This window comes from Changchengzhania lutea, from assembly GCF_006974145.1.
GTDB lineage: Bacteria > Bacteroidota > Bacteroidia > Flavobacteriales > Flavobacteriaceae > Changchengzhania > Changchengzhania lutea.
The window spans coordinates 20,753-47,070 of record NZ_CP039456.1; the positions used below are offsets into that span (position 1 = coordinate 20,753).

General features: G+C 38.0%; 19 protein-coding genes, 2 tRNA genes and 3 rRNA genes. 10 read left to right on the plus strand and 14 right to left on the minus strand.

The annotated features are described in order from the left end of the window. Nucleotides 1-33: 33 nt before the first annotated feature. Genes FAF07_RS00090 through FAF07_RS00105 form a run of 4 tightly spaced genes read left to right on the plus strand, consistent with a single transcriptional unit; the run spans nucleotide 34 to nucleotide 4,330 of the window. Nucleotides 34-2,409: a TonB-dependent receptor gene (locus FAF07_RS00090; RefSeq protein WP_142783177.1), complete on the plus strand. Its 2,376-nt coding sequence runs from the start codon at nucleotides 34-36 to the stop codon at nucleotides 2,407-2,409. A 4-nt stretch (nucleotides 2,410-2,413) separates the two neighbouring features. Further along, nucleotides 2,414-3,229, plus strand: a complete 816-nt coding sequence (locus tag FAF07_RS00095) for a DUF4249 domain-containing protein (RefSeq protein ID WP_142783178.1) — start codon at nucleotides 2,414-2,416, stop codon at nucleotides 3,227-3,229. Between the two features lie 53 nt (nucleotides 3,230-3,282). Further along, complete coding sequence (gene murQ, locus FAF07_RS00100) at nucleotides 3,283-4,113, plus strand: N-acetylmuramic acid 6-phosphate etherase (RefSeq protein WP_142783179.1); 831 nt, start codon at nucleotides 3,283-3,285, stop codon at nucleotides 4,111-4,113. After that, nucleotides 4,091-4,330 carry a DUF6095 family protein gene (locus FAF07_RS00105; RefSeq protein ID WP_142783180.1) on the plus strand — a complete coding sequence of 80 codons (240 nt, stop codon included), beginning with the start codon at nucleotides 4,091-4,093 and terminating at the stop codon, nucleotides 4,328-4,330. Before murQ ends, FAF07_RS00105 begins: the two co-directional genes overlap by 23 nt. Here the strand turns inward: FAF07_RS00105 and FAF07_RS00110 are convergent. The 7 genes from FAF07_RS00110 to FAF07_RS00140 form a co-directional block, all read right to left on the minus strand. Further along, nucleotides 4,327-4,827, minus strand: a complete 501-nt coding sequence (locus FAF07_RS00110; RefSeq protein ID WP_142783181.1) for a hypothetical protein — start codon at nucleotides 4,825-4,827, stop codon at nucleotides 4,327-4,329. The genes FAF07_RS00105 and FAF07_RS00110 overlap by 4 nt on opposite strands. A 100-nt stretch (nucleotides 4,828-4,927) precedes the next feature. Further along, the gene (locus FAF07_RS00115; protein WP_142783182.1) at nucleotides 4,928-7,369 is read right to left on the minus strand and encodes a helix-turn-helix domain-containing protein; all 2,442 of its coding nucleotides are present in this window, start codon (nucleotides 7,367-7,369) and stop codon (nucleotides 4,928-4,930) included. A gap of 223 nt (nucleotides 7,370-7,592) precedes the next feature. Then, a 5S ribosomal RNA gene (gene rrf / locus FAF07_RS00120) occupies nucleotides 7,593-7,700 on the minus strand. Between the two features lie 185 nt (nucleotides 7,701-7,885). Beyond that, a 23S ribosomal RNA gene (locus FAF07_RS00125) occupies nucleotides 7,886-10,711 on the minus strand. Nucleotides 10,712-10,900: 189 nt separating this feature from the next. Continuing rightward, nucleotides 10,901-10,974 (minus strand) — tRNA-Ala (locus FAF07_RS00130). Between the two features lie 143 nt (nucleotides 10,975-11,117). Then, nucleotides 11,118-11,191 (minus strand) — tRNA-Ile (locus FAF07_RS00135). Between the two features lie 155 nt (nucleotides 11,192-11,346). After that, nucleotides 11,347-12,866, minus strand: a 16S ribosomal RNA gene (locus tag FAF07_RS00140). The 16S, 23S and 5S rRNA genes sit together here with 2 tRNA genes alongside, the layout of an rRNA operon. Before the next feature lie 943 nt (nucleotides 12,867-13,809). Here FAF07_RS00140 and thrS point away from each other — a divergent pair. The 4 genes from thrS (at nucleotide 13,810) to rplT (ending at nucleotide 17,076) form a co-directional block, all read left to right on the plus strand. Continuing rightward, nucleotides 13,810-15,744 (plus strand): threonine--tRNA ligase, encoded by a 1,935-nt coding sequence (gene thrS, locus FAF07_RS00145; RefSeq protein ID WP_142783183.1) that lies wholly within the window; start codon nucleotides 13,810-13,812, stop codon nucleotides 15,742-15,744. A gap of 115 nt (nucleotides 15,745-15,859) precedes the next feature. Further along, entirely contained in the window at nucleotides 15,860-16,321 is a 462-nt protein-coding gene (gene infC, locus FAF07_RS00150; RefSeq protein WP_394344968.1) for a translation initiation factor IF-3, read from the plus strand. A gap of 71 nt (nucleotides 16,322-16,392) precedes the next feature. After that, entirely contained in the window at nucleotides 16,393-16,590 is a 198-nt protein-coding gene (gene rpmI / locus FAF07_RS00155) for a 50S ribosomal protein L35 (RefSeq protein ID WP_115818017.1), read from the plus strand. A 141-nt stretch (nucleotides 16,591-16,731) separates the two neighbouring features. Beyond that, nucleotides 16,732-17,076, plus strand: coding sequence for a 50S ribosomal protein L20 (rplT, locus tag FAF07_RS00160; RefSeq protein ID WP_142783185.1), 345 nt, complete (start codon nucleotides 16,732-16,734; stop codon nucleotides 17,074-17,076). A 153-nt stretch (nucleotides 17,077-17,229) separates the two neighbouring features. On the opposite strand, the gene FAF07_RS00165 is transcribed toward rplT, so the two are convergent. Continuing rightward, nucleotides 17,230-17,652, minus strand: coding sequence for a secondary thiamine-phosphate synthase enzyme YjbQ (locus tag FAF07_RS00165; protein WP_142783186.1), 423 nt, complete (start codon nucleotides 17,650-17,652; stop codon nucleotides 17,230-17,232). Between the two features lie 132 nt (nucleotides 17,653-17,784). Here FAF07_RS00165 and FAF07_RS00170 point away from each other — a divergent pair, with 132 nt between their 5' ends. Continuing rightward, complete coding sequence (locus FAF07_RS00170) at nucleotides 17,785-18,222, plus strand: hypothetical protein (RefSeq protein ID WP_142783187.1); 438 nt, start codon at nucleotides 17,785-17,787, stop codon at nucleotides 18,220-18,222. 18 nt (nucleotides 18,223-18,240) lie between these two features. Here the strand turns inward: FAF07_RS00170 and FAF07_RS00175 are convergent, their stop codons facing one another. From FAF07_RS00175 to tgt, 6 genes are all read right to left on the minus strand, one after another. Next, a complete protein-coding gene (locus FAF07_RS00175; protein WP_142786503.1) occupies nucleotides 18,241-19,425 on the minus strand; it encodes an asparagine synthetase B in 1,185 nt (394 codons plus the stop codon). A 141-nt stretch (nucleotides 19,426-19,566) separates the two neighbouring features. Further along, complete coding sequence (gene dnaB, locus FAF07_RS00180; protein ID WP_142783188.1) at nucleotides 19,567-21,105, minus strand: replicative DNA helicase; 1,539 nt, start codon at nucleotides 21,103-21,105, stop codon at nucleotides 19,567-19,569. Between the two features lie 168 nt (nucleotides 21,106-21,273). Beyond that, nucleotides 21,274-22,227 (minus strand): acetyl-CoA carboxylase carboxyltransferase subunit alpha, encoded by a 954-nt coding sequence (locus FAF07_RS00185; protein WP_142783189.1) that lies wholly within the window; start codon nucleotides 22,225-22,227, stop codon nucleotides 21,274-21,276. Nucleotides 22,228-22,299: 72 nt separating this feature from the next. Further along, a complete protein-coding gene (locus tag FAF07_RS00190) occupies nucleotides 22,300-23,196 on the minus strand; it encodes a DMT family transporter (protein WP_142783190.1) in 897 nt (298 codons plus the stop codon). Next, a complete protein-coding gene (locus tag FAF07_RS00195; protein ID WP_142783191.1) occupies nucleotides 23,183-24,259 on the minus strand; it encodes an LptF/LptG family permease in 1,077 nt (358 codons plus the stop codon). Before FAF07_RS00195 ends, FAF07_RS00190 begins: the two co-directional genes overlap by 14 nt. An 83-nt stretch (nucleotides 24,260-24,342) precedes the next feature. Further along, nucleotides 24,343-25,473, minus strand: coding sequence for a tRNA guanosine(34) transglycosylase Tgt (tgt, locus tag FAF07_RS00200; RefSeq protein WP_142783192.1), 1,131 nt, complete (start codon nucleotides 25,471-25,473; stop codon nucleotides 24,343-24,345). Between the two features lie 235 nt (nucleotides 25,474-25,708). Here tgt and FAF07_RS00205 point away from each other — a divergent pair, with 235 nt between their 5' ends. Continuing rightward, nucleotides 25,709-26,293, plus strand: coding sequence for an outer membrane beta-barrel protein (locus FAF07_RS00205; RefSeq protein ID WP_142783193.1), 585 nt, complete (start codon nucleotides 25,709-25,711; stop codon nucleotides 26,291-26,293). The last annotated feature ends 25 nt before the right edge of the window (nucleotides 26,294-26,318 follow it).

The window sequence follows — 26,318 nt, forward strand, 5'->3', positions numbered from 1 at the left end:
GGCTTTTTTTATATTTTTATAAAAAATTGCTAAATGAAAAAAATCATGCTGTTGCTTTTGTGTGCGTTCAGCTTATATAATGTGTCCTTAAATGCGCAGCAAAAATTCACTTTGAGTGGTACCATATCAGAAGCAGAAAGTAATGAAACCCTCATTGGTGTCAATATTATTTTTCCTGAAATCCAATCTGGAACAACAACTAATGAATATGGTTTTTATTCCATAACCCTACCAGAAGGCACATATAACATGACTATTAGCTACTTAGGATTTAATACCATACGTGAAACTCTAATCCTTTCACAAGATATTACCAAAAGTTTTAGCTTAACAGATGCGGTTGAGGACTTAGACGAAGTAGTCATCACTGAAAATATTGAAAAAATTAATATCAAGGCACCGCAAATGAGTGTAAACCGCTTAACATCCAGTACCATAAAGGAGATTCCCGTGGTACTTGGAGAAGCCGATATAATAAAAGCCATTACCCTGTTACCTGGTGTTACCAATGCTGGTGAGGGTTCCTCTGGATTCAACGTTAGAGGTGGTTCAGCAGATCAAAACCTCATTCTTTTAGATGAAACCATCATTTATAACTCCTCACATTTATTTGGATTTTTCTCTGTTTTTAATCCAGATGCCATCAAAGATTTAAGACTTTATAAAGGTGGTATTCCTGCGCGTTATGGAGGCAGGGTGTCGTCTGTTTTGGATATTTATCAAAAAGAAGGGAACAGTAAAGAATTTCATGGTAATGGTGGTGTGGGCATCATATCAAGTCGATTGCTTCTTGAGGGTCCATTAAAAAAAGACCAAGGCTCCTTTTTGTTTGGTGGCAGATCCAGTTATGCCCATTTATTTTTACCGCTTTTCGACATTGATAATATTGCCTATTTTTATGACCTGAATACCAAGTTAAGTTATAACTTGAACAACAATAATAACATCTATCTCTCTGGGTATTTTGGGCGTGATGTTTTCAGGATTGAAGATACGTTTGAAAATACTTATGGAAATTCTGTGTTGAACTTTCGGTGGAATCACTTATTTTCAGATAAATTATTCTCTAACTTATCCCTAATCTATTCTGATTATTATTATGATTTAAAACTTAACTTTGTTGAATTTGATTGGGTTTCTGGAATTCAAAATTTCAATTTAAAGTACGATTTTAAGCATTACCTTAACAATAACCTTAAACTTCAATATGGCATAAATTCCATATACTACAAATTCAATCCAGGTGAAATAAAACCTACGGTGTCCTCTTCAGGAATCAATCCTTTTAAACTAACCGATAAATATGCTTTTGAAAATGCCGTATATTTAGATGTTGAGCACAAACTTTCCAATACACTGGCCTTGTCTTATGGTCTACGCTTTAGTTCTTTTTGGCGATTGGGACAGGATGGACTTAATCTTTACGAAGATAACAAGCCCGTGTTATTTAACGAAGATTTTCAAATTTATGAAAAGGCAGACCCCATAGCGACGAAAACTTTTAACCGTAGTGAGGCTATTGAGCAATTTCACAATCTAGAACCTCGGGCATCATTAGCGTATCAATTGACCCAACAATCTTCTGTTAAAGCCAGTTACAATCGAATGGCACAATACCTGCATTTACTTTCCAATACAAGCTCCCCCACGCCTTTAGATGTTTGGGCTCCAAGCGGAAAATACATCAAACCACAACTACTCGATCAATATGCCATTGGTTATTTTAAAAATTTCAGTGACAACACCTACTCTTTAGAAGTGGAAAGTTTTTATAAGACAGTAAAAAATAGAATCGATTATATTGATGGAGCTGATTTAATTGCCAATAATGCTATTGAGCAGGTCATTTTAAATGGTAGAGCCAGAGCCTATGGTTTAGAGTTTTTATTAAAAAAAACCGAAGGTAAATTTAAAGGTTGGTTAGCCTATACCCTTTCTAAATCTGAGCAGCAAACCAAAGGACGAGATAAAAATGAATTGGGGATAAATAACGGAAATTGGTACAACACCCCTTATGATAAAACACACGATGTGTCCTTTACTGGAAGTTATGACTGGAATAACAAATGGAAATTAAATGCTAATTTTATATTTCAAACAGGACAGCCTGCTACATTTCCAAACGGCCAATATCAATATAATGGTGTTATAATTCCAAGTTACAGCAACAGAAATGCAGATAGATTGCCATCATATAACCGTTTGGATCTTTCGGCAACATATACACCAAAACCAGACAAAGTCAAGGGATGGAAAAGTTACTGGGTGTTTGGAATCTATAATGTCTATAATCGTAGAAATGCCGCATCCATATCATTTGGTCAAAATAGTGATACTAACGTTAATGAAGCAAGAAGGTTATCCATATTTGGCATCGTGCCTTCTATTTCCTATAACTTCAAATTTTAAGAACATGAGAAAACTTATATACCTATTACCCTTCTGTATGATCTTTTTCACTTGTGAAGATGTGATAGATGTCGATTTACAAAACGAAACGCCAAGACTCGTTATAGATGCCTCTTTAGATTGGGTTAAGGGTACTGCGGGAGATCAACAAATAATTAAACTCTCATTAAGTGCGCCTTTCTACAGTGATACTATTATACCTGCCAACGGCGCTACTGTTATGGTAAAAGATTCAAATGATAATATCTTTAGTTTTATTGAAGAAACTGATACGGGCTTGTATGTAAATAATTCATTTATTCCAGCTATAAATGAAACTTACAACCTTAGCATTGTATATAATAATGAAACGTATTTGGCCACAGAAACTATGCTACCGGTGAGCAATATCGATTATGTAGAACAGAAAAATGATGGTGGATTCTCAGGAGAAGAAATAGAAATTAAAGCCTTTTATAAAGACCCACAGGGGATTGAGAATTTTTACCTATTTGAATATTTCAATACAAGCCATGGCACATTAAGTTTAGAGGTTTATGACGATGAATTTACAGATGGCAATGAGATATTTGGATTTCATACTGATGAAAATTTGGAGGCTGGCAACATCATGAATATTAGAAGTTACGGAATTTCAAGTCGTAATTATGAGTTTATGAATATATTGTTACAACAAACTGATAATGAAAATGGAGATCCTTTTGAGGCTCAACCGGTCGCCGTGCGGGGGAACTGCATTAATCAAACCAACCCCGATAATTTTCCATATGGCTATTTTAGAACATCTGAGGTTTCAGAGTTTCTTTATACAGTTGAATAAATTCTCTTACACATCCCAATATAGATACTAATTAAAATATGTATTTTTGAGTCATGAGCTATACAAAAACTACCGAACAAGATTCTCATTACAATCATCTTGAGGCTATGAACATTACAGAGCTGTTAAAACATATTAATAGTGAAGATCAAACCGTACCCATGGCAGTTAAGAAAGCGCTACCTCAAATAGAAGCCTTAGTGAATGAAACGGTTTTAAAACTCAAAAACGGGGGTCGTTTATTTTATATAGGTGCCGGAACTAGCGGTCGTTTGGGTATTTTAGATGCTTCTGAATGTCCACCAACATTTGGCGTCTCCCATAATTTGGTTATTGGCCTGCTAGCTGGTGGTGATAAGGCAATAAGAAAAGCCGTTGAATTTGCAGAAGATTCACTTACCCAAGGTTGGGAAGATTTAAAAGCCTATGATGTTTCAGATAAGGATATGGTTATAGGTATCGCTGCATCAGGAACAACACCTTATGTTATTGCAGCCCTAGAGACCTGTAATGAAAATGATATAAGTACAGGCTGTATAACTTGTAATTATAATAGTCCGCTGTCACAAGTGTCAAAATTCCCTATTGAAGTTATAGTAGGTCCAGAGTTTGTTACAGGAAGCTCAAGGATGAAAGCAGGTACCGCTCAAAAACTAGTACTGAATATGATTACCACAACCAGTATGATTCAATTAGGCCGTATTAAGGATAATAAAATGGTAGATATGCAATTGAGCAATAATAAGCTGTTAGATAGAGGTGTGAAAATGATTATGAGGGAGCTGAACATTGCTGAGACCGAAGCCCAAAAACTATTAAACCAACACCATAGTGTAAGACACGCTATTCAAAACTACAGAGATGACAACCAAAAAAACAGATAGGGATTTACTCTTTAAAGGTATAAAGACCATGGTATTTGCACTCCTAAGCCTATTTATGGGTCCAACACTAATTCATATGGCCTTTAGTAATCTTGAAAAGCCACTATATATTCCCTTATTAATAGTTGGTTGCTTAGTGTGTGCCATGGCTATTTTTCTAATTTTTAAGGGAATAAATACGATAATGGATAGTATTTTCAAAAAGAGCACCCCTTAATTTAAAAGGCTTTCTTTAGGTGTCGTTGGATTAAAGCCAAAATCCTCATCGGTAATTTTCACCCCTAATCTATCAAGAATATAATTGATGATGGCGTAGTGATGTATCGCATGACTATTAGCTTGTGATAATGCAGCCGCATAGGTATACTTCATCTCGATTTTACCTAAACCTAGGTCATCCACCACTATGACGACATCGTCAATATCATTACTAAAATGCTCAAGCTTTTCAATAATGACTTTTAAATACGATTGTGCATAGCAACATTTAGTCTCAACGTCCTTATTTCTGCTTCGAACTGTTAAATCGATTGAACCGTTTTCACGTTCATTCAAAATGCAATCATAAAAATCCAAAATATGCCTTATATGCGTGCCTATGCTTGAATAATATGGAGAAACCGAAGTATTACACAACGTTTCATCTGATAAAGCATCTAATAACAATTGTGATTTCCGAAGGGTTTTAAGTGTAGATTCAATAATAATATTCATGGATACTAAAATAGATATATAAAATTAAACGCATTCATTTCGCTGTTAGTCTTATAGCATTCGCATCCTTACAAAATTCATATTAATACTTAGCCATTTTTCAATCAGAAGCCTTTAATGCTTCAATAACCAAACGCAACTCACCATAAGAATATTTTTCGTCCAATTGATGTTTTAAATCTGATAAGGTTTCAAAGGTTTTCTCTGGAATCGTTTTTTTCAATTCTTTATAATGTTGTTCTGAAATTAAATCTGTGATTTTGACTTCGCCTGTATCTATAAAACTGGCTAAATGACCAAAAATCGTATTCTCATTGAGTTCCCGTTTTTTGGCAATGGCTTCAACAGACTTACCAGATTTAAACAACTCTAAAGATATTGTCTTGGTAACCCCCTTTTTTTTCTTCGGTTTTACTTCTTCAAAAAACTCGTGCTTACCTAATGTTTCAATATCGTTTTCATTACAAAAATTGTTAATCACTTTCAAAATAGCATGACCATATTTTTCGACTCGGGTTTTTCCCATGCCATTAACTTGAAGCAGCTCAGTTTTGTTAGTAGGTAAGGTTTCACACATTTCATATAAAGATTTTTGTGTAAAAATTTGAAAGTGTACTAAATCTTTTTCTTGGGCAATCTCATTTCTAAGCACCCTCAACAATTCAAACAATTCTATATTGCTCGTGCCATCAATAATTGTTTTTCTAAGCTTTTTAGGTTTTTCTTTACCCAAAAACACAGATTTAGCCCGCAATTCTAGGAACTCTTGTGCTCTAAAACCCTTTGTTAAACTATTAAAATACAACATTTTGGCACCCAATAATTCTTCAAAAGCATCTAGATTCTTAGTAATGTCCCCTCCCACGGTCTGATTATCGGTCGTAAAAGCGAAGGTTTTTAGAGGTGTCACTATATGTGTGTCAGTTTCTGATTTAAAATAACCGATAGCCTTTTTAAAGCGCTCCTGAATTTTAGCACTATGTTCAGGTAATCCTTCATCTTCAGATAATTGTCTTAACTGTGTCATAAAACTATTACTCACTTTTAATAAGTTAGTTAGAACCGTTTTAATATTTAAAAAAACAAGTTCAACAGGGCCTTCTATAATAGTTCTATTTTTATAGTAAATATCCAAAACTCGATTTGCAGGATATAATAATGAGTAAAAATCGAAAACCTCGAATATCAAATCCAATTGAAATTTTTTCTGCGATAATGCTAAAACGGTTTCATCAGGTTGATTCTGCTCAGTGCCTTTATTGAATGAAAGCACATGACTATCGCTAATAATCTGGCTAGAGTGAATTTTACTTTTTAAAACCAATCCTTCCAAAGATTTACATCTACTTAAAGCGACATACGTTTGTCCGTGAGCGAAAGCTCCCTGGGCATCAATAATGGCCTTTTCAAAAGTTAAACCTTGGCTCTTATGAATGGTAATACTCCAGGCTAAACGTAATGGCATCTGCTTATAAGACCCTATTCTTTCTTCAGAGATAGCCTTAGTTTCGGCATTAACTGTATAATTGATATTCTCCCAAATTTCTGGTGTGACATTAATATTAAAATCATCGTCGGGGCAGTGCACAACTACTTCCTCTTTATCTAACAGAATGACCTTCCCTATTTTCCCATTAAAGTATCGTTTATCAGGATTGCTATCATTTTTAACAAACATCACTTGTGCACCCACTTTCAACACTAAAGACGCCTTGTTCGGATACGCATACTCCGGAAATTTCCCTTCCACTTCAGCTTGATATATATACTTTTTAGTATCTAATTTATCCAACTCAGTATTATTAGTAGCTTCTGCTTTGTTATTATGTGTAGTTAAGGAGATATACCCCGTATTGGGCTCTGGTGTAAAATCTGGAATGTACCGTTTATTCAATTCCGTAGCAGCCACCTCTGATAGTACATTATTTCTAATTTCGTTAAGGATCTCAATAAACTTAGGGTTGTCCTGTCTGTAAATATGTTTCAACTCAATAGTTACCGCATCACATTGTTGGTAGGCATGACTACTAAAAAAGAACCCGTTCTTATAAATGTGTTTCAACAACTCCCATTCCTGCTCCTTAATAACAGGTGATAATTGTTGTAAATCGCCAATCATCAAAACCTGTACCCCACCAAACACTTTCGTCCTATTTCTAAACCGGCGTAAGGTTCTATCAATCCCATCTAGTAAATCGGCGCGTACCATACTAATTTCATCGATAACCAATAAATCCATCGATTTAATGATATTGATTTTCGTCTTACTGAATTTCCTATTAAACCCTTTGGAAACATTTAAATCTGAGTCAGGTAAAATAGGTCCAAAAGGCATCTGGAAAAAAGAATGTATGGTCACACCTTTCGCATTAATAGCTGCAACACCCGTAGGTGCAACCACCACCAAACGTTTCAAACTATTCATTTTCAATCGGTGCAAGAACGTGGTTTTTCCAGTCCCTGCCTTACCCGTTAAAAAAATAGATCGGTTTGTATTATTCACAAACTCCCATGCCAATTCCAGTTCTTTATTTATAGCCATTAAGCATTTTTATATTATGTTTTGAAGATAATAATTTATGAAGTTTAATTGGACGGCTTTTTAATAAAAAATAAAGCTCCACTAGCAATTAATCCAAAGCACAGACGAAGGGATGTTATCACTCCACCTGTGATGGCCAGATTTAGTGTATTCCCCATGGCCCTGTTTTCAACTTGAGTTTATTCCAAAAAAAAGTCCCCAACAAATAAATGTTGGGGACCAAAAAAGGCAACGACCTACTCTCCCACAAATGCAGTACCATCGGCGCTAACGGGCTTAACTTCTCTGTTCGGAATGGTAAGAGGTGAGCCCCGTCGCTATAACCACCTTAAGTCATAGCTGCTCGCTATTGGCCTATCGCCTTTAGCATACAGCGTTTACCACTTGGATAAACAGATATCTTAACATATTGAAAAAATTACATGAACTATAATAATATACCTATAAAAAAACAACGTCCCCTCATTACCCTTTCGAGTAAGTGTCCTCCCCCTTTGGGGGAGTTAGAGGGGGCCATACAATAAGCCTATGGGTTATTAGTACTACTCGGCTATGACATTACTGCCCTTACACCTATAGCCTATCGACGTGGTCATCTCCCACGACCCTTTAAAGAAATCTCATCTTGTGGTGGGTTTCGCGCTTATATGCTTTCAGCGCTTATCCCTTCCAAACGTAGCTACTCTGCAATGCTCCTGGCGGAACAACAGATACACCAGAGGTTTGTCCAACTCGGTCCTCTCGTACTAGAGTCAGATCCACTCAAATTTCTAACGCCCACTGTAGATAGAGACCGAACTGTCTCACGACGTTCTGAACCCAGCTCGCGTGCCACTTTAATGGGCGAACAGCCCAACCCTTGGGACCTTCTCCAGCCCCAGGATGTGACGAGCCGACATCGAGGTGCCAAACCCCCCCGTCGATATGAGCTCTTGGGGGAGATCAGCCTGTTATCCCCGGCGTACCTTTTATCCTTTGAGCGATGGCCCTTCCATGCGGAACCACCGGATCACTATGCTCTACTTTCGTACCTGATCGACTTGTAGGTCTCTCAGTCAAGCTCCCTTATGCCATTGCACTCTGCGCACGGTTACCAAGCGTGCTGAGGGAACCTTTAGAAGCCTCCGTTACTCTTTTGGAGGCGACCACCCCAGTCAAACTACCCACCAAGCACTGTCCCCTTAAAAAAGGGTTAGACTCTAGATAAGCAAAGGGTGGTATTTCAACAATGACTCCACAGCGCCTGGCGACGCCACTTCAAAGTCTCCCACCTATCCTACACATTACTTATCCAAAACCAATACTAAGCTATAGTAAAGGTGCACGGGGTCTTTTCGTCCCACAGCGGGTAATCGGCATCTTCACCGATACTACAATTTCACCGAGCTCATGGCTGAGACAGTGTCCAGATCGTTGCACCATTCGTGCAGGTCGGAACTTACCCGACAAGGAATTTCGCTACCTTAGGACCGTTATAGTTACGGCCGCCGTTTACTGGGGCTTCATTTGAGATCTTCGCCGAAGCTAAACCCTCCACTTAACCTTCCAGCACCGGGCAGGTGTCAGGCCATATACGTCATCTTTCGATTTAGCATAGCCCTGTGTTTTTGATAAACAGTCGCCTGGACCTTTTCACTGCGGCCACCCCGAGGGGTGGCGACTCTTCTCCCGAAGTTACGAGTCTATTTTGCCTAGTTCCTTAGCCATGAATCTCTCGAGCACCTTAGAATTCTCATCCCAACTACCTGTGTCGGTTTAGGGTACGGGCTGCTTCACTTGCTTTTCTTGGAAGTCGATCTGCTGGATTATCACCTTGACCGAAGCCTCAGTGTACTATCGCGGTGTTACCACTCGCTTCAACGTACTATTCCGTCAGTACGCACCAACTTTTCGCCTCCGTCACTTTTAACGTGAGCAGGTACAGGAATATTAACCTGTTGTCCATCCACTACCCCTTTCGGGTTCGCGTTAGGCCCCGACTAACCCTCAGCTGATTAGCATAGCTGAGGAAACCTTAGTCTTTCGGTGTGCGGGTTTCTCGCCCGCATTATCGTTACTTATGCCTACATTTTCTTTTGTAGCTTCTCCAGCATGCCTCACGGCACACCTTCGACGACACTACAATGCTCCCCTACCGATATTTCTATCCCATAGCTTCGGTAATATGTTTATGCCCGATTATTATCCATGCCGAACCGCTCGACTAGTGAGCTGTTACGCACTCTTTAAATGAATGGCTGCTTCCAAGCCAACATCCTAGCTGTCTAAGCAGTCCGACCTCGTTATTTCAACTTAACATATATTTTGGGACCTTAGCTGATGGTCTGGGTTCTTTCCCTCTCGGACATGGACCTTAGCACCCATGCCCTCACTGCTGATCAACATTTTATAGCATTCGGAGTTTGTCAGGAATTGGTAGGCGGTGAAGCCCCCGCATCCAATCAGTAGCTCTACCTCTATAAAACTATAAATCAACGCTGCACCTAAATGCATTTCGGGGAGTACGAGCTATTTCCGAGTTTGATTGGCCTTTCACCCCTACCCACAGGTCATCCGAACACTTTTCAACGTATATCGGTTCGGGCCTCCACTGTATGTTACTACAGCTTCACCCTGCCCATGGGTAGATCACACGGTTTCGCGTCTACCACTACTAACTAAAGCGCCCTGTTCAGACTCGCTTTCGCTACGGATCCGGACCTGAAGTCCTTAACCTTGCTAGCAACGGTAACTCGTAGGCTCATTATGCAAAAGGCACGCCGTCACAGACCTAAGTCCGCTCCGACCGCTTGTAAGCGTATGGTTTCAGGTTCTATTTCACTCCCTTATTCAGGGTTCTTTTCACCTTTCCCTCACGGTACTGGTTCTCTATCGGTCTCTCAGGAGTATTTAGCCTTATCGGATGGTCCCGACAGATTCATACAGGATTACTCGTGTCCCGCACTACTCAGGATACCACTATCTAGACATTCTTTGCTTATACCGGGCTATCACCGTCTATGGCCCCTCTTTCCAAAGGGTTCTAATTCATCCTGCTTCGAATATCGTGGTCCTACAACCCCGGTATTGCCGTAACAATACCGGTTTGGGCTAATCCAATTTCGCTCGCCGCTACTATCGGAATCACTTTTGTTTTCTTCTCCTCCGGGTACTTAGATGTTTCAGTTCTCCGGGTTTGCTTGCCTTACGGCATGACATGTCTTCAACATGCCGGGTTGCCCCATTCGGATATCTGCGGATCAATTCATGTGTGCTGATCCCCGCAGCTTTTCGCAGCTTATCACGTCCTTCATCGCCTCTGAGAGCCTAGGCATTCCCCATACGCCCTTATTTAGCTTATTGTACTTTTTGCTTTTTTAATGAGTTTCGATTTACTTGTTATTAAAACAAATAAATCTTAATTAATTACACATCGCTCGTTGTGAGTGTAATTAATTATACAATTATTATTATAAAATTAGATAAATCTAATTTTACTTTTCATGTATCTTTTTCAATATGTCAATGAACTTTAATTGCTTGCGCAATTCGTGGAGAATATCGGAGTCGAACCGATGACCTCCTGCGTGCAAGGCAGGCGCTCTAGCCAGCTGAGCTAATCCCCCGTTTTCCAGTTGGCAGTCCACAGTTTTCAGTCTGCAGTCGTTAGCCGACTAATTGGGTGGATAACCACTTCTAGAATTTCCTTTTCAATATCTAATGAACGTTCCCCTGTTTTTAGCCCCCTTCGGGGGTTGGGGGATGATTGTAGTCTCAGGCAGACTCGAACTGCCGACCTCTACATTATCAGTGTAGCGCTCTAACCAGCTGAGCTATGAGACTGTTTTTAGTCTTCAGCGTTCAGTTTTCAGCCTTCAGTTTTATACCGAATACTGAGCACCGTATACTGGCGACTTATTTTGTTAAATTAACAGCAATGAGAACAGACTATTTATCGTCTTGGTTTTTTGTGCTTCCTATTGGCCGTCTTTCTCTAGAAAGGAGGTGTTCCAGCCGCACCTTCCGGTACGGCTACCTTGTTACGACTTAGCCCTAGTTACCAATTTTACCCTAGGCCGCTCCTTACGGTGACGGACTTCAGGCACTCCCAGCTTCCATGGCTTGACGGGCGGTGTGTACAAGGCCCGGGAACGTATTCACCGCATCATGGCTGATATGCGATTACTAGCGATTCCAGCTTCACGGAGTCGAGTTGCAGACTCCGATCCGAACTGTGATAGGGTTTATAGATTCGCTCCTGGTCGCCCAGTGGCTGCTCTCTGTCCCTACCATTGTAGCACGTGTGTAGCCCAGGACGTAAGGGCCGTGATGATTTGACGTCATCCCCACCTTCCTCACAGTTTGCACTGGCAGTCTTGTTAGAGTTCCCGACTTGACTCGCTGGCAACTAACAACAGGGGTTGCGCTCGTTATAGGACTTAACCTGACACCTCACGGCACGAGCTGACGACAACCATGCAGCACCTTGTAGATTGCCCGAAGGAAAGTCTATCTCTAAACCTGTCAATCTACATTTAAGCCCTGGTAAGGTTCCTCGCGTATCATCGAATTAAACCACATGCTCCACCGCTTGTGCGGGCCCCCGTCAATTCCTTTGAGTTTCATTCTTGCGAACGTACTCCCCAGGTGGGATACTTATCACTTTCGCTTAGCCACCCAGCCCGAAGGCCGGACAGCTAGTATCCATCGTTTACGGCGTGGACTACCAGGGTATCTAATCCTGTTCGCTCCCCACGCTTTCGTCCATCAGTGTCAATATATTATTAGTAATCTGCCTTCGCAATCGGTATTCTATGTAATATCTATGCATTTCACCGCTACACTACATATTCTAACTACTTCATAATAATTCAAGATAACCAGTATCAAAGGCAATTCTACAGTTGAGCTGCAGACTTTCACCCCTGACTTAATCATCCACCTACGGACCCTTTAAACCCAATGATTCCGGATAACGCTTGGATCCTCCGTATTACCGCGGCTGCTGGCACGGAGTTAGCCGATCCTTATTCTTACGGTACCGTCAAGCTGCTACACGTAGCAGTGTTTCTTCCCGTACAAAAGCAGTTTACAACCCATAGGGCAGTCTTCCTGCACGCGGCATGGCTGGATCAGGGTTGCCCCCATTGTCCAATATTCCTCACTGCTGCCTCCCGTAGGAGTCTGGTCCGTGTCTCAGTACCAGTGTGGGGGATCCCCCTCTCAGGGCCCCTATCTATCGTTGCCATGGTAAGCCGTTACCTTACCATCCAGCTAATAGAACGCATACTCATCTTCTGCCGTAACCTTTAATGTGGCCTCCATGCGAAGTCCACATACCATGAGGCATTAATCCAAATTTCTCTGGGCTATTCCTCAGCAAAAGGTAGATTGTATACGCGTTACTCACCCGTGCGCCGGTCGTCATCTGTAGCAAGCTACAATGTTACCCCTCGACTTGCATGTGTTAGGCCTGCCGCTAGCGTTCATCCTGAGCCAGGATCAAACTCTTCATCGTTAATTTGTGTGTGACACGCTTAATAAATTAAGGTATCAACTTTTAACAACTAATAGGAATTTCTAATGCTCAAAATAATCTATTCTCTTTGTTGACCCTTACCGTTTCCAGTAAGAATCTTACGCTGTCAATTCAATATGTCTATGAACTTTTTTTATCTTCCCTTAGCTCGTTTCCTTGCTAAGCGGGTGCAAATATAAAACCCTTTTTTTATTCCCACAATACTTTTTTAATCTTTTTTTGAAAAAGTTTTTTTAACCTTTTCAACCAAATCAAACCTGTATCTATATGAACTTTATCCCCCTCTGTCCTTTCGGACATCTCCCCCGAAGGGTGAGGATCCCACTAAAAGCATACTGCTGTTTTTAGCGGGTGCAAACATACGACCCTTTTTCTATTTCACAATGACTTTTTTATGCTTTTTTTTGATTATTTTTCTAACACACTTTAACACCCTTGGTATCTGTTATTTATAGCCGATTCCTTTTTTGTTATTTGCCTTTGGCCTTTGTCCGTTGGCTTTGGACTTTGGGGCATGGTGGCGAGCACCCTCACCCTGCCAGGGCACAAAACGGCCCTTTACAAAACTGCTTCTAGAAAAAAAACCTAAACCCTGATGATGCCATAACAAACAATGCCAGCATATCACATTAGGGATTGAAGCGGCATCCCTGTTTGGAATTGACCCCTTGTTTGGTTTAAATACTTACCTTATTATATAGCGAAGACTCCTTATATAATACCCAAACCAGTGCACACAAAAAAGATATGGCGAAACATTTATGTTCATCAGTTCAATAATTCAAAATAGAAGCGCACCAATAAAGGTCCGACCCCCCAAACCTTTTTTTAGGGGAAACGCACAAGTGAAATTATAAGGATATATATATTGTATGTGTTTGTATATACTATTATCTTTGCACCCAGAATTTAAATTGATTTAATGATAGATATAACGTTACCAGATGGGACTGTTAAAACGTTTGAAGAAAACGTTACTCCAATGGAGGTTGCTAAAAGTATTAGTGAAGGATTTGCACGCAACGTGATTTCGGCAAAATTTAATGGCACCACTATTGAAACTGCTACACCTTTAACCACGGATGGGTCCCTAATTTTGTACACATGGAATAACGATGAAGGTAAAACAGCATTCTGGCATTCTTCTGCGCATGTTTTAGCACAGGCGATTGAGGAATTGTATCCTAATGCCAAACTCACTATTGGCCCTGCTATAGAAAATGGGTTTTATTATGATGTTGATTTTGGAGCAGATACCATTTCTGAAAAGGATTTCAAGTCTATTGAAAATAAAATGATAGAGATTGCCCGTGGTAAACATGACTTTAATATGAGGGCTATTTCGAAAGCAGATGCGCTATCATTATATAAGGATAATCCTTTTAAGACGGAATTGATTGAAAGCCTTGAGGATGGTACTATAACATTTTGTGATCATTCTACATTTACCGATTTATGCCGTGGTGGCCATATCCCAAACACGGGCATTATAAAAGCCGTAAAGGTACTATCGGTTGCTGGTGCCTACTGGAGAGGCGATGAAAATAAGCCTCAACTGACTAGAGTTTACGGTATTTCATTCCCTAAGCAAAAGGACTTAACGGAATATTTACAATTGTTAGAAGAAGCAAAAAAACGCGACCATAGAAAACTGGGTAAAGAATTAGAGCTGTTTACATTTTCTCAAAAAGTAGGTCAAGGTTTGCCACTGTGGCTGCCTAAAGGTGCTGCTTTGCGCGAACGATTAGAAAACTTCTTAAAGGCTGCCCAAAAGAAAGCGGGTTATGAAATGGTAATTACTCCACACATCGGTCAAAAAGAACTTTATGTTACTTCTGGACATTATGCTAAATATGGTGAAGATAGTTTTCAACCCATTCATACTCCAAAAGAAGGAGAAGAGTTTTTATTAAAACCAATGAACTGCCCACATCACTGCGAGATATACAACAGTGCTCAATGGAGTTATAAGGATTTACCAAAGCGCTATGCCGAATTTGGTACCGTTTACCGTTACGAGCAGAGTGGCGAATTACATGGCTTAACGCGTGTAAGAGGCTTTACTCAAGATGATGCGCATTTGTTTTGTATGCCTGAGCAACTCGATAAAGAGTTTAAAGATGTTATCGATCTAGTACTTTACGTATTTGGATCCTTAGGATTCGAAAACTTTACTGCTCAAGTTTCGGTAAGGGATCCTGAAAATCCTGATAAATATATAGGAGATGTTGCAAACTGGGAAAAAGCGGAGCAAGCAATAATTAATGCGGCCACCGATAAAGGATTAGATTTTGTTATAGAAACTGGCGAAGCCGCTTTTTATGGTCCGAAATTGGATTTTATGGTAAAAGACGCCTTAGGTAGACGTTGGCAATTGGGTACCATTCAAGTAGATTACAACTTGCCAGAGCGTTTCGACTTAACCTATAAAGGTAGTGACAATGAGTTGCACAGACCGGTGATGATACACCGTGCTCCTTTTGGAAGTATGGAACGTTTTGTAGCATTATTATTAGAACATACAGGCGGTAATTTCCCACTTTGGCTTATGCCAACACAGGCCATTATTCTCTCAATTAGTGAGAAATATGAAAAATACTCTGAAAAAGTTTTAAATTTGCTAGAAAATGACGAAATTCGCGCCCTTGTAGACCATAGAAATGAAACTATTGGTAAGAAGATTAGAGAATCTGAAATGCAAAAACACCCGTATATGATTATCATTGGGGAGCAGGAGGAACAAGAAGGCAAGATAACGGTAAGAAAACACGGTGGTGAAGATTTAGGCATGATTAGTGTATTAGAATTTTCAGAATTAATAAAATTAGAAATTAGCAAAACGTTAAAAACGTTTTAAATAAGTTTAACAAAAAAAATATAAGGCCATAGCAATTCGAAGAAGAAGACAACCCAATAGAAGGGTAATACAAGAGGATAAGCATAGAATTAACTCTAAAATCACCTCGCCAAAAATACGTTTGGTAGGAGACAACGTTGAAATAGGGATTTACGATACAAGAGATGCTCTTAAAATAGCAGATGAACAAGGATTTGATCTTGTTGAGATTTCACCTAAAGCTGATCCGCCTGTTTGTAAGGTTATGGATTATAAGAAGTTTCTTTATGAACAAAAGAAACGTGACAAAGCCATAAAATCGAAAGCGACTAAGGTTATAGTGAAAGAAATTCGTTTCGGACCTCAAACTGATGATCACGATTACGAATTTAAAAAGAAGCATGCAGAAAAGTTCTTAAAAGAAGGCGCAAAGCTGAAAGCATTTGTGTTTTTTAAAGGACGTTCTATCATATTTAAAGAACAGGGTCAGATATTATTGTTGCGTTTAGCACAAGATCTTGAAGAACTTGGCAAAGTAGAACAAATGCCAAGGCTAGAAGGTAAGCGTATGACTATGTTTATCACACCAAAGAAATAAAACCCATCCGGATAATAATCTGGATAGGATTGAAGATAATTAAGCGAAATAATTAAAACTAGAAGAGGAAAATGCCTAAAATGAAAACAAAGTCTAGTGCCAAAAAACGTTTCAAGTTAACTGGTACTGGTAAAATAAAAAGAAAGCACGCTTTTAAGAGTCACATCTTAACAAAAAAGTCCAAAAAGCGTAAGCTAGCTCTTACTCATGATGCTTTGGTACATAAAGCAGATGAGAATAACATTAAAACCATGTTACGTTTAAAGTAATATTCGTTTTAATCGGTTAAAACAAATTATAAACCCTGGAGTTAGGCTTATTGATTGACGATTGTAGATTTTTGATTTACAATTTAAAAAAATAAAAAAGTGTCGATTATCGACCGCCTACTACAAAAAACAATTAAAATTATGCCAAGATCAGTAAATTCTGTAGCCAAAAGAGCCAGAAGAAAAAAAGTTATAAAACAAGCTAAAGGCTACTTTGGAAGACGTAAAAACGTTTGGACAGTAGCAAAAAATGCGGTTGACAAAGCGATGCAATATTCGTACAGAGACCGTAGAAACAAAAAGAGAACATTCCGTGCTTTATGGATTACCCGTATTAATGCAGGTGCCAGAGAACATGGTTTATCATACTCACAGTTTATGGGTGCGTTAAAAGCTAATGACATTGAGTTAAATCGTAAGGTTTTAGCAGATTTAGCAATGAACAACCCTGAGGCTTTTGCCGCTGTAGTAAACAAAGTAAAATAAGGCGTTTCGCCTATTGTAAAATATATTATTCGCTTAATTAAAAAATCCGATTCGAAAGAGTCGGATTTTTTTTTTATTTAATATTTTGAGCGTTCCCTGCCTTCAAAGTACAGTTACCAAAAGTAAAAAAAACAATCCGTATAGTTCACTTAATCATTCCCCAAAAGCAGTGACCACTATACTCCTAGAGCTACCATAATCTCGATGTTCGCAGAGATAAATCCCTTGCCAAGTTCCTGAATTTAGTTTCCCGTTAGTAATAGGGATCTGTACTGAAGCTCCAAGTAATGATGCTTTTATATGTGCTGGCATATCGTCAGACCCTTCGTAAGTATGTTTATAATAAGGTGCCTCTTCAGGAACCATCTTGTTAAAATGACTTTCAAAATCGTCCCTCACCGTGCTATCTGCATTTTCATTAATGGTTAAACTTGCTGAGGTATGTTTTATAAACACTTGTAGTTGTCCAACATGTATCTCTTTAATTTCAGGAACAAGCTTTAAAATGTCATTGGTAATTAAATGGAATCCTCTTTTATAAGGTCGTAATTTCAGTTCTTTTTGATAACATTTCATTATAACATGGATGCATTTAATATTTCTAAAATAAGGGAAATAAAGAATTCTAAAAATAAAAAAATCTCTATTATTCACGCAACCCATTTGGGTTTTTGTTATCTAACAGATATAAATCAATTTATAAAAACCATGAAACGCCTATTTTTTATTACAATCTCTTGTTTTTTCATTCTAACAAATTGTTCTTTAAATGATGACTCAAGTACGCCTCCACAACAATATGATAGTCTTTGGCATCTCACCAATGTAAGTGGTGGCATATCTGGTGTTGATGAAGACTATGCTGTAGAGACCATTATTTGGTCCTTTGATGACGCTACGCTAAAACTAACCGTAAATAATAACAATCAAGATGATAGTCTTGAGGATGGCTTAGATTCTGACACTTACGATTTTTCTATTCTGGAGACTGATGGTAAATCTTATCTATTGATTGATGGGAATGAATTAGGCGAACTCATTTTTTCTCAAACTGGGATGATAATTGACGGCAACAAATTGTCTACAGGTGTTGGTGCAGATGGATTTATATATACGTTTCAGCTCCAACTCGTCCCTGTTAATTAAACGCTAGTTCTTAAAAAATTAGGTTTTCTGTTTTTTCTTTCTAGCGGCAGGGAATAAAACATTATTTAAAATTAGACGATAACCTGGTGATGTTGGATGCAAATCCAATTCAGTTTTAGCGTCGCCAACGCGATGTTGGTAATCTTCAGGGTCATGACCGCCATAAAATGTAAAAAAGCCTTTTCCTTTAATCCCGTGAATGTATTTTGCTTCCCCATTGGTTTTATTCTCACCCATCACCAGCACATTAGATTTGATCTCATCTCTTATAAACGCGGTTGTCTGTCCCATAAATCCTTTTACCAAAGCTGTATGGTTTTGGCATAACATGGTTGGAATGGGGTCCCATTTTGCAGAAAATTCCATGAGTGAAAAGTAATCAGTTGTTCTAGAGACCATCCGTTTTCTTGTCATATCTATAGACGAAAACTCATAAACCATAGGACTTCGTTCCAATATATAATTTTTAAAAGCGAAGGTTTTGCTATAATCTATTCTATTTTGGTAACCAGGATCACTCCCATCACCATCGAACATAGGTTCACAGATATCAATGCCTTCAGCAGATAATGCAATATCAAAACTATCGGTCGCGCTACACATGGCAAACATAAAACCACCACCAACGACATAATCTCGAATTTTTAAAGCGACATCCCGTTTTTCTTCAGACACTTTATCATATCCTAGCTTTTCAGCTAATGCTTCAGCACTTTTCTTTTCTTCAATATACCAAGAGGTTGCTCTATAGGCGCCATAAAATTTCCCATATTGACCTGTAAAGTCCTCATGATGTAAATGCAACCAATCAAATAGCAGTAAACCATCATTTAGAACTTCCTCATCATAAACCGTTTCATAAGGAATTTCTGCATATTGAAGTACCATTGTTACCGCATCATCCCAAGGTTGTTTTCCGTAAGGGGTATATACCGCAATTTTTGGTGCTTTTTCTAAAACCACTGCCTCCATATTTTGGCTGGGGCTGTTTATAGTTTCTAGAATAGTTTCAGCTTTGGCATTGGAAATGATTTCAAACGAAACACCACGAATCTGACATTCTTGCTGAATGGATTCTGTGTCTGGTAATAAAAAAGAACCCCCTCTATAATTTAACAACCATTTTACTTTCAAATCTTTGTTAAGCGTCCAATACGTGATTCCGTAGGCTTTTAAATGGTTTCGCTGACTTTCTACATCCATAGGAATAAGAATATAGGATGCAAAGCTATTGAGCGATAGGCTTAAAAATAGAATAACCAAGATAGTCGTCTTCATAGACCGAAAGGTAAACAAAAATTGTTTCGAGTTAAAGTCCTTTAAGGAATTATTAGAGTCTGCGCATTAGAACGGCACATCATCCTCATCATCATTAAACGAGCTACCAAAAGCTTGGTCTGGGCTGGCTTTAAAACCATCTGTTTTAAAAGTATCGTCATTTGCGGCGGCATTCATTTTAGAATGAAACTCGAAAGGCGAATCAAAATCATCTAAATTGTCAAACTTACCTAAATGGCCAATAAACTTCAGGCGAATATTGTCCAAACCACCATTTCTGTGTTTTGCTATGATAAATTCTGCTTGGCCTTCAGTAGGCGATCTGTCATCATCATCCCACTCATCAATTTTATAATATTCCGGTCTGTAAATAAACGATACGATATCGGCATCTTGCTCGATGGCTCCCGATTCACGCAAATCTGATAACAAGGGGCGTTTACTTCCGCCACGGGTTTCAACAGCACGTGATAATTGTGATAATGCAATGACTGGCACATTGAGTTCTTTGGCTAAGGCTTTTAGGTTTCTAGAAATCATCGAAATTTCTTGTTCACGGTTGCCGTTATGGCTACTTCCTCCGGTCATCAATTGCAAATAATCAATCATTATTAATTTAATGCCGTGTTGCGATGACAATCTTCGTGCCTTAGCTCTTAAATCAAAAATAGAAAGTGATGGTGTATCATCTATAAATAAAGGGGCTTTCTCAAGTCCTTTTACTTTTACATTAAGTTGTTCCCACTCGTGTTTTTCTAATTTTCCAGTACGTAATTTTTCAGAAGACAGACCAGTTTCACTAGAAATTAGACGTGTAATTAATTGCACCGATGCCATTTCTAAGGAGAAAAAAGCAACTGGTATATTTTGGTCTACAGCAATATTTCGTGCCATAGACAAAGTTAAAGCCGTTTTACCCATCCCTGGACGTGCGGCCACGATAATTAAATCGGAAGGCTGCCAACCAGAGGTTAATTTATCTAATTTAGTAAATCCAGTTGGAATACCACTGAGTCCTTCTTTATTGGAAATCTCTTCAATCTTCTTTTTCGCTTGGATTACTAAATCCTGAGCGGTCTCACTAGATTTTTTGATGTTCCCTTGAGTAACTTCATATAATTTAGACTCCGCTTTATCCAATAAATCAAATACATCTTTCGTCTCGTCGTATGAATCCTCTATAATTTCATTCGAAATTTTGATTAAACTTCTCTGAATAAATTTCTGCAAAATAATACGTGCGTGAAACTCAATATGTGCTGAAGATGAGACTTTTTGTGTTAATGAAATCAGGTAAAAATCACCGCCTGCTAATTCCAATCTTGAATTTTTCTTTAATTGCGTTGAAACGGTTAATAAGTCAATAGGTTCGCTGTTTTCAAAGAGCTGAAAAATAGCCTCAAAAATATGTTGATGTGACTCTTTATAGAAGGCGTCAGGACTTAAAATATCAATTACTTCGTCAACACCCTTCTTATCAATCATCATGGCACCCAAAACAACCTCCTCTAAATCAAGTGCTTGAGGTGGTATTTTTCCTTTCTCCAGACTAATAATAGTACTTTTATCGACTTTATAACCCTGAACGGTGCTTGGTTGTTTCATAACTACGAAAGTAAGTATTTTGTTGGTGTTTATATAGACAAATAGAATTCTGATTGTTAACCATCCGTTAACAATGTAACTGTTAATAACTTACAGATATTGTGGATAACCATAAAAAAATCTGAAGTGACATCCTTCAGATTTTACTATGTTATGGTATTAAAAGGCTTAGCCTTTATAGACTCCCATTTGAGCATATTTTTCCATGCGTTGGGATACCAAATCGACTGGTGATAAGTTTTTAAGCAGCTCATAAGATTTAGCAATGGCATTACTCACCGATTTAAAGGTTTTTGCTCTATCTCTGTGTGCGCCTCCTAAAGGCTCTTTAATAATTTCATCAACCAATTTGAGTTTTTTCATATCCACAGCCGTTAATTTTAAGGCTTCGGCAGCACGTTCTTTATATTCCCAACTGCGCCATAATATAGACGAGCAAGATTCTGGTGAAATCACAGAGTACCAAGTATTTTCAAGCATCATGACCGTATCACCAACACCAATGCCTAAAGCACCTCCGGAAGCACCTTCCCCAATTACAACTGTAATAATAGGCACTTTTAAACGTGTCATTTCAAGAATATTTCTAGCAATAGCTTCGCCTTGACCGCGCTCTTCAGCTTCTAGACCGGGATAAGCTCCTGGCGTATCTAACAATGTCACTACAGGAATCCCAAACTTTTCAGCAGACTTCATTAAGCGTAACGCTTTTCGATAACCCTCAGGATTAGCCATTCCAAAATTCCTGTATTGTCTGGTCTTTGTATTAAACCCTTTTTGCTGACCGATAAACATATAACTCTGGTCGCCTATTTTACCTAAACCACCAATCATAGCCTTATCATCTTTAAAACCTCTATCGCCATGCAATTCCAAGAAAGTATCTCCGCAAATGGCTCTTATATAATCCAAGGTATAAGGTCTATCTGGATGGCGGGACATTTGTACACGCTGCCACGCTGTTAAGTTTTTATATATATCCTTTTGGGCTACTTTAAGTTTTTCTTGGATTTGAGCACAGGTTTCTGTGACATCAACATCACTTTCTTCTCCAATTAATTTACACTTTTGGAGTTGATCTTCAAGTTCTTTTATAGGGAGTTCAAATTCTAAATATTCCATGAGAATTTTAATTTATGACGGTTTCGTTTTTAGTTAGTCTACAAATATAAAAACTTTAAATGTGATGAGCATCTAAGATTGTTTTCTTTTTAGGATTCTAATGTTTTTGAGTATCCCATTTAATATCACTGTAGTAATTATAATGATTGCCCCATAGTAAAAATTAGAGCTCATTATTTCTTTTTCTGGAAACAAAATTATGGCCAAGGTAATCCCGTAAATTGGCTCTAAATTATAGGTTAAGACAACAGTGTAAGGGCTAATATGTCGCATAACATATACTGAAGCAATAAAAGCATAAGCTGTACATATAGATGCTAAAATAAAGAGATACCCCAAGTCTGATAAACTTATATTGAAAAACTCTAATGAAAAGCCGTTAGAAGAGAAAAGCAGAAAAAATGATATAAATAAAACCCCGCTCAAAAATTCATAGAACGAAATTACCGTTGCCGTATGCTGCTTTAAAAAACTTCCATTTAATACAGCAAATAAGGAGGAAAGAAATGCTGATGCTATACCTAAAATTATACCATTTAAATATTTAATTTCACTTTGTGTTATAATAAAAACACCAATAATAACGATAACTCCGAAAAAAATTTCATACCAAATAATGCTGCGTTTGTAAATAAGCGGCTCTATAAAAGATGCAAAAAAAGCACCTGTTGAAAACATGGCTAATGCAATTGAAATATTGGCTTCATCAATGGCGCCAAAAAACGTTATCCAGTGCAGCGCAATTACAATACCTGCCAAGGATAGTTTAAAAATTGATTTTAACGGTATTTTCAATTTCACCTTCGCAACTTTCACATAGATCCCCATCAAGATTGTCGCCATAACCATCCTGTACCACACTAGCGGAATAGCCGTGATTGTAATAATTTCTCCTAAAATAGCTGTAAAGCCTGCTATAAAAACTAAAAGATGAAGGTGTAAATAATTTTGAAGTTTAGCGTTTGGCATTATACAATAGATAAGCGGCTAAAATACCAAAAATGACATTAGGAAACCAGACTGCAATTAACGGCGGGAAATCAGACTGTTCTGCCATAACACCAAAAATTTTATCAAAAAAAACGAATACCATAGCGATACAAATACCTACTGCCAGATTCACGCCCATGCCACCGCGTCGCTTTTTAGAAGATACGGCCACTGCAATAATTGTAAGAATAAAAACAGATACTGGCAGACTCCATTTTCGGTAAAGTACCAATTGAAAACGTCCAATATTAGAAGAACCGCGTGCTTCTTCCTTTGCTATAAAACGTTTTAAATCACCATACTTTTTTGTTTCCGCTGCATATATCACTGGGATAAGATCATCCACATCGAAAGCAAACAGCGTGTCTTTCCTTGTTAATATTTCCAACTCATCTTCGCGCTCTCCAATAGTTCTTTTTACGTAGTTGGTTAGTGAATATAGGGTATCTTCTTCGATGTACTTTATTGCCGAGGCAGTAATTTTATATTCAAGTTCGTTGCTATTAAAATGTTCTAATGTGAAATTGTAACCATTCTTGTTCTTAACATCAAAGTTGCTCACGTAAATGATTTCATTATCATTAATTTGCCTAAACACATTTGTGTTTTGAACCGCACTCTTACCCTTTTTAAAATATTTATAGCTAAAATTATTAAAGCCTTCACTGGCCTTAGGGGCTAGATACAAACCTAATACAATCGCTATAGCACCAACAATGGTTGCTCCAATCAGGTATGGCCTTAAAAACCGAGAGAAAGACACACCGGAACTCAAAAAGGCAATAACTTCAGTGTTATTAGCCAATTTTGACGTAAACCAAATGACCGAAAGGAATAAGAATAAAGGAAAAAGTAGATGTGCAAAATAAATGGTGAAATCTAACAAGTACAGGAGTACTTCATCAAAAGGTACCTCGTTTTCAAGAATTTTTCCGATTTTCTCTGCTAGATGCACGGTTATCCCAATAGGAATAAACAGTAACAACATCATAAAAAATGTGAACAAATAGCGTTTTAATATATACCAATCTAAAATCTTCATTCCTCTCCCTACCCCTCTCCTTTGGAGAGGGAACTGTTGTGTGTGTTTAAGTTTTCTATTCTATTTTTTTTAGCTTTCAACTTTTACAAACGATTATCCATCTGTTTAACCATTTTATCCTTCCAGGTTCTAAAATCTCCTGCTAAGATATGTTTTCTTGCTTCTCTAACCAACCATAAATAAAAGCCTAGATTATGAATGGTCGCAATTTGTTTCCCTAGCAATTCATTCACTGTAAATAGATGGCGTAAATAGGCCTTTGAATATTCGGTATCTACGAAAGTCATACCCATCTCGTCCACAGGCGAAAAATCATCCGCCCATTTCTTGTTTTTAATATTAATAGTACCGTGAGCTGTAAACAACATGCCGTTTCTAGCGTTTCGTGTTGGCATCACACAATCAAACATATCTACTCCTAACGCAATATTTTCCAATATATTGATTGGCGTTCCTACACCCATAAGGTATCTGGGTTTTTCTTCTGGTAAAATACTGCAAACAACATCTGTCATAGCATACATTTCCTCGGCAGGTTCTCCTACAGATAATCCACCTATGGCATTTCCCACAGCACCGGCATTGGCAATATATTCTGCCGATTGCATTCTCAAATCCTTGTAGGTACTTCCCTGAACAATAGGGAAGAACGCTTGTTCATACCCATATTTTAATGGTGTTTTTTCTAAATGATTGATGCATCTATCTAACCAACGGTGGGTCATGTGCATAGACCTTTTGGCATAGTTATAATCACAAGGATATGGTGTACACTCGTCAAAAGCCATGATAATATCGGCGCCAATTGTACGCTGGATTTCCATAACATTTTCTGGGGTAAAAACGTGATAACTTCCGTCTATATGCGACTTAAACTTTACGCCTTCCTCCTTTATTTTTCTGTTTGCCGATAGTGAATACACTTGGTAACCTCCTGAGTCTGTTAGGATATTCCGATCCCAATTCATGAATTTATGCAACCCACCTGCCTTTTCTAAAATAGCAGTTTGTGGTCTTAAATATAAATGATACGTGTTTCCTAAAATGATATCGGGGTTAATGTCATTTTTAAGCTCTCTTTGATGCACACCTTTAACAGATGCGACAGTTCCTACAGGCATAAATATTGGTGTTTCAATAACACCGTGATCTGTGGTTATTTTTCCTGCTCTCGCCTTACTCTGCTCATCTTTTGCTAATAAATCAAATACCATATGTTGCTATTTATAATTGCTATTATTTTAGACATGATCTAAAATCAATAATTGGCAAAACTACGTACTTTTTTAATTTTAAATCAATATCAAACACCTTTTAAAATGATTGTTTCTAATAATTTTGAAGTAAATCAAATTCAATTCAGTTCAACATAATTTTTTAAACTTTGGAAAATAATTATGTTTTGGCAGCGTTTTTGATTGTATACATGAAATCTTAAAAACAACAATTATGAAAAAATTAATTTTTATTTTATTCGCTATTAGTATATTTCCAATAGCATCTTTTGCGCAATCAGGAACTGGATTCGGTATCAAAGGTGGTTTAAACTATAACGCCAATGGCGATTATTTTAATTCTGTTGGTGCCAATGCAAAAAACCCAGATAGGAATGTAGGCTATCATTTAGGCCTTTTCGGGAAATTTGGAAATCAAATTTATTTTAAGCCTGAAATTGTTTACACAACTACCAAGAGTGATTATGACGATGATAGTTTTAAAATGCAAAAAATTGATGCACCACTATTAGTTGGGTTGAAGGTTTTAGGGCCTATTAGTGTTTTTGGTGGCCCTTCACTGCAATACATTTTAGATACTGAATTTGATGGAGTTGCTATTGATGATGTTGAAAATGATTTTTCTGTTGGACTGAATTTCGGTATCGGCTTAAACTTTGATAAAGTTGGCGTTGATTTAAGATACGAACGTGGCTTTAGCGATAATGAAGCAACTTTTCTTAATAACAACGGGATTGGGAGCGGTAGATTGGATACGCGTCCAGATCAATTAATATTAAGTTTATCGCTTTTATTATAATAACGACATGTCATAATAAAACAAA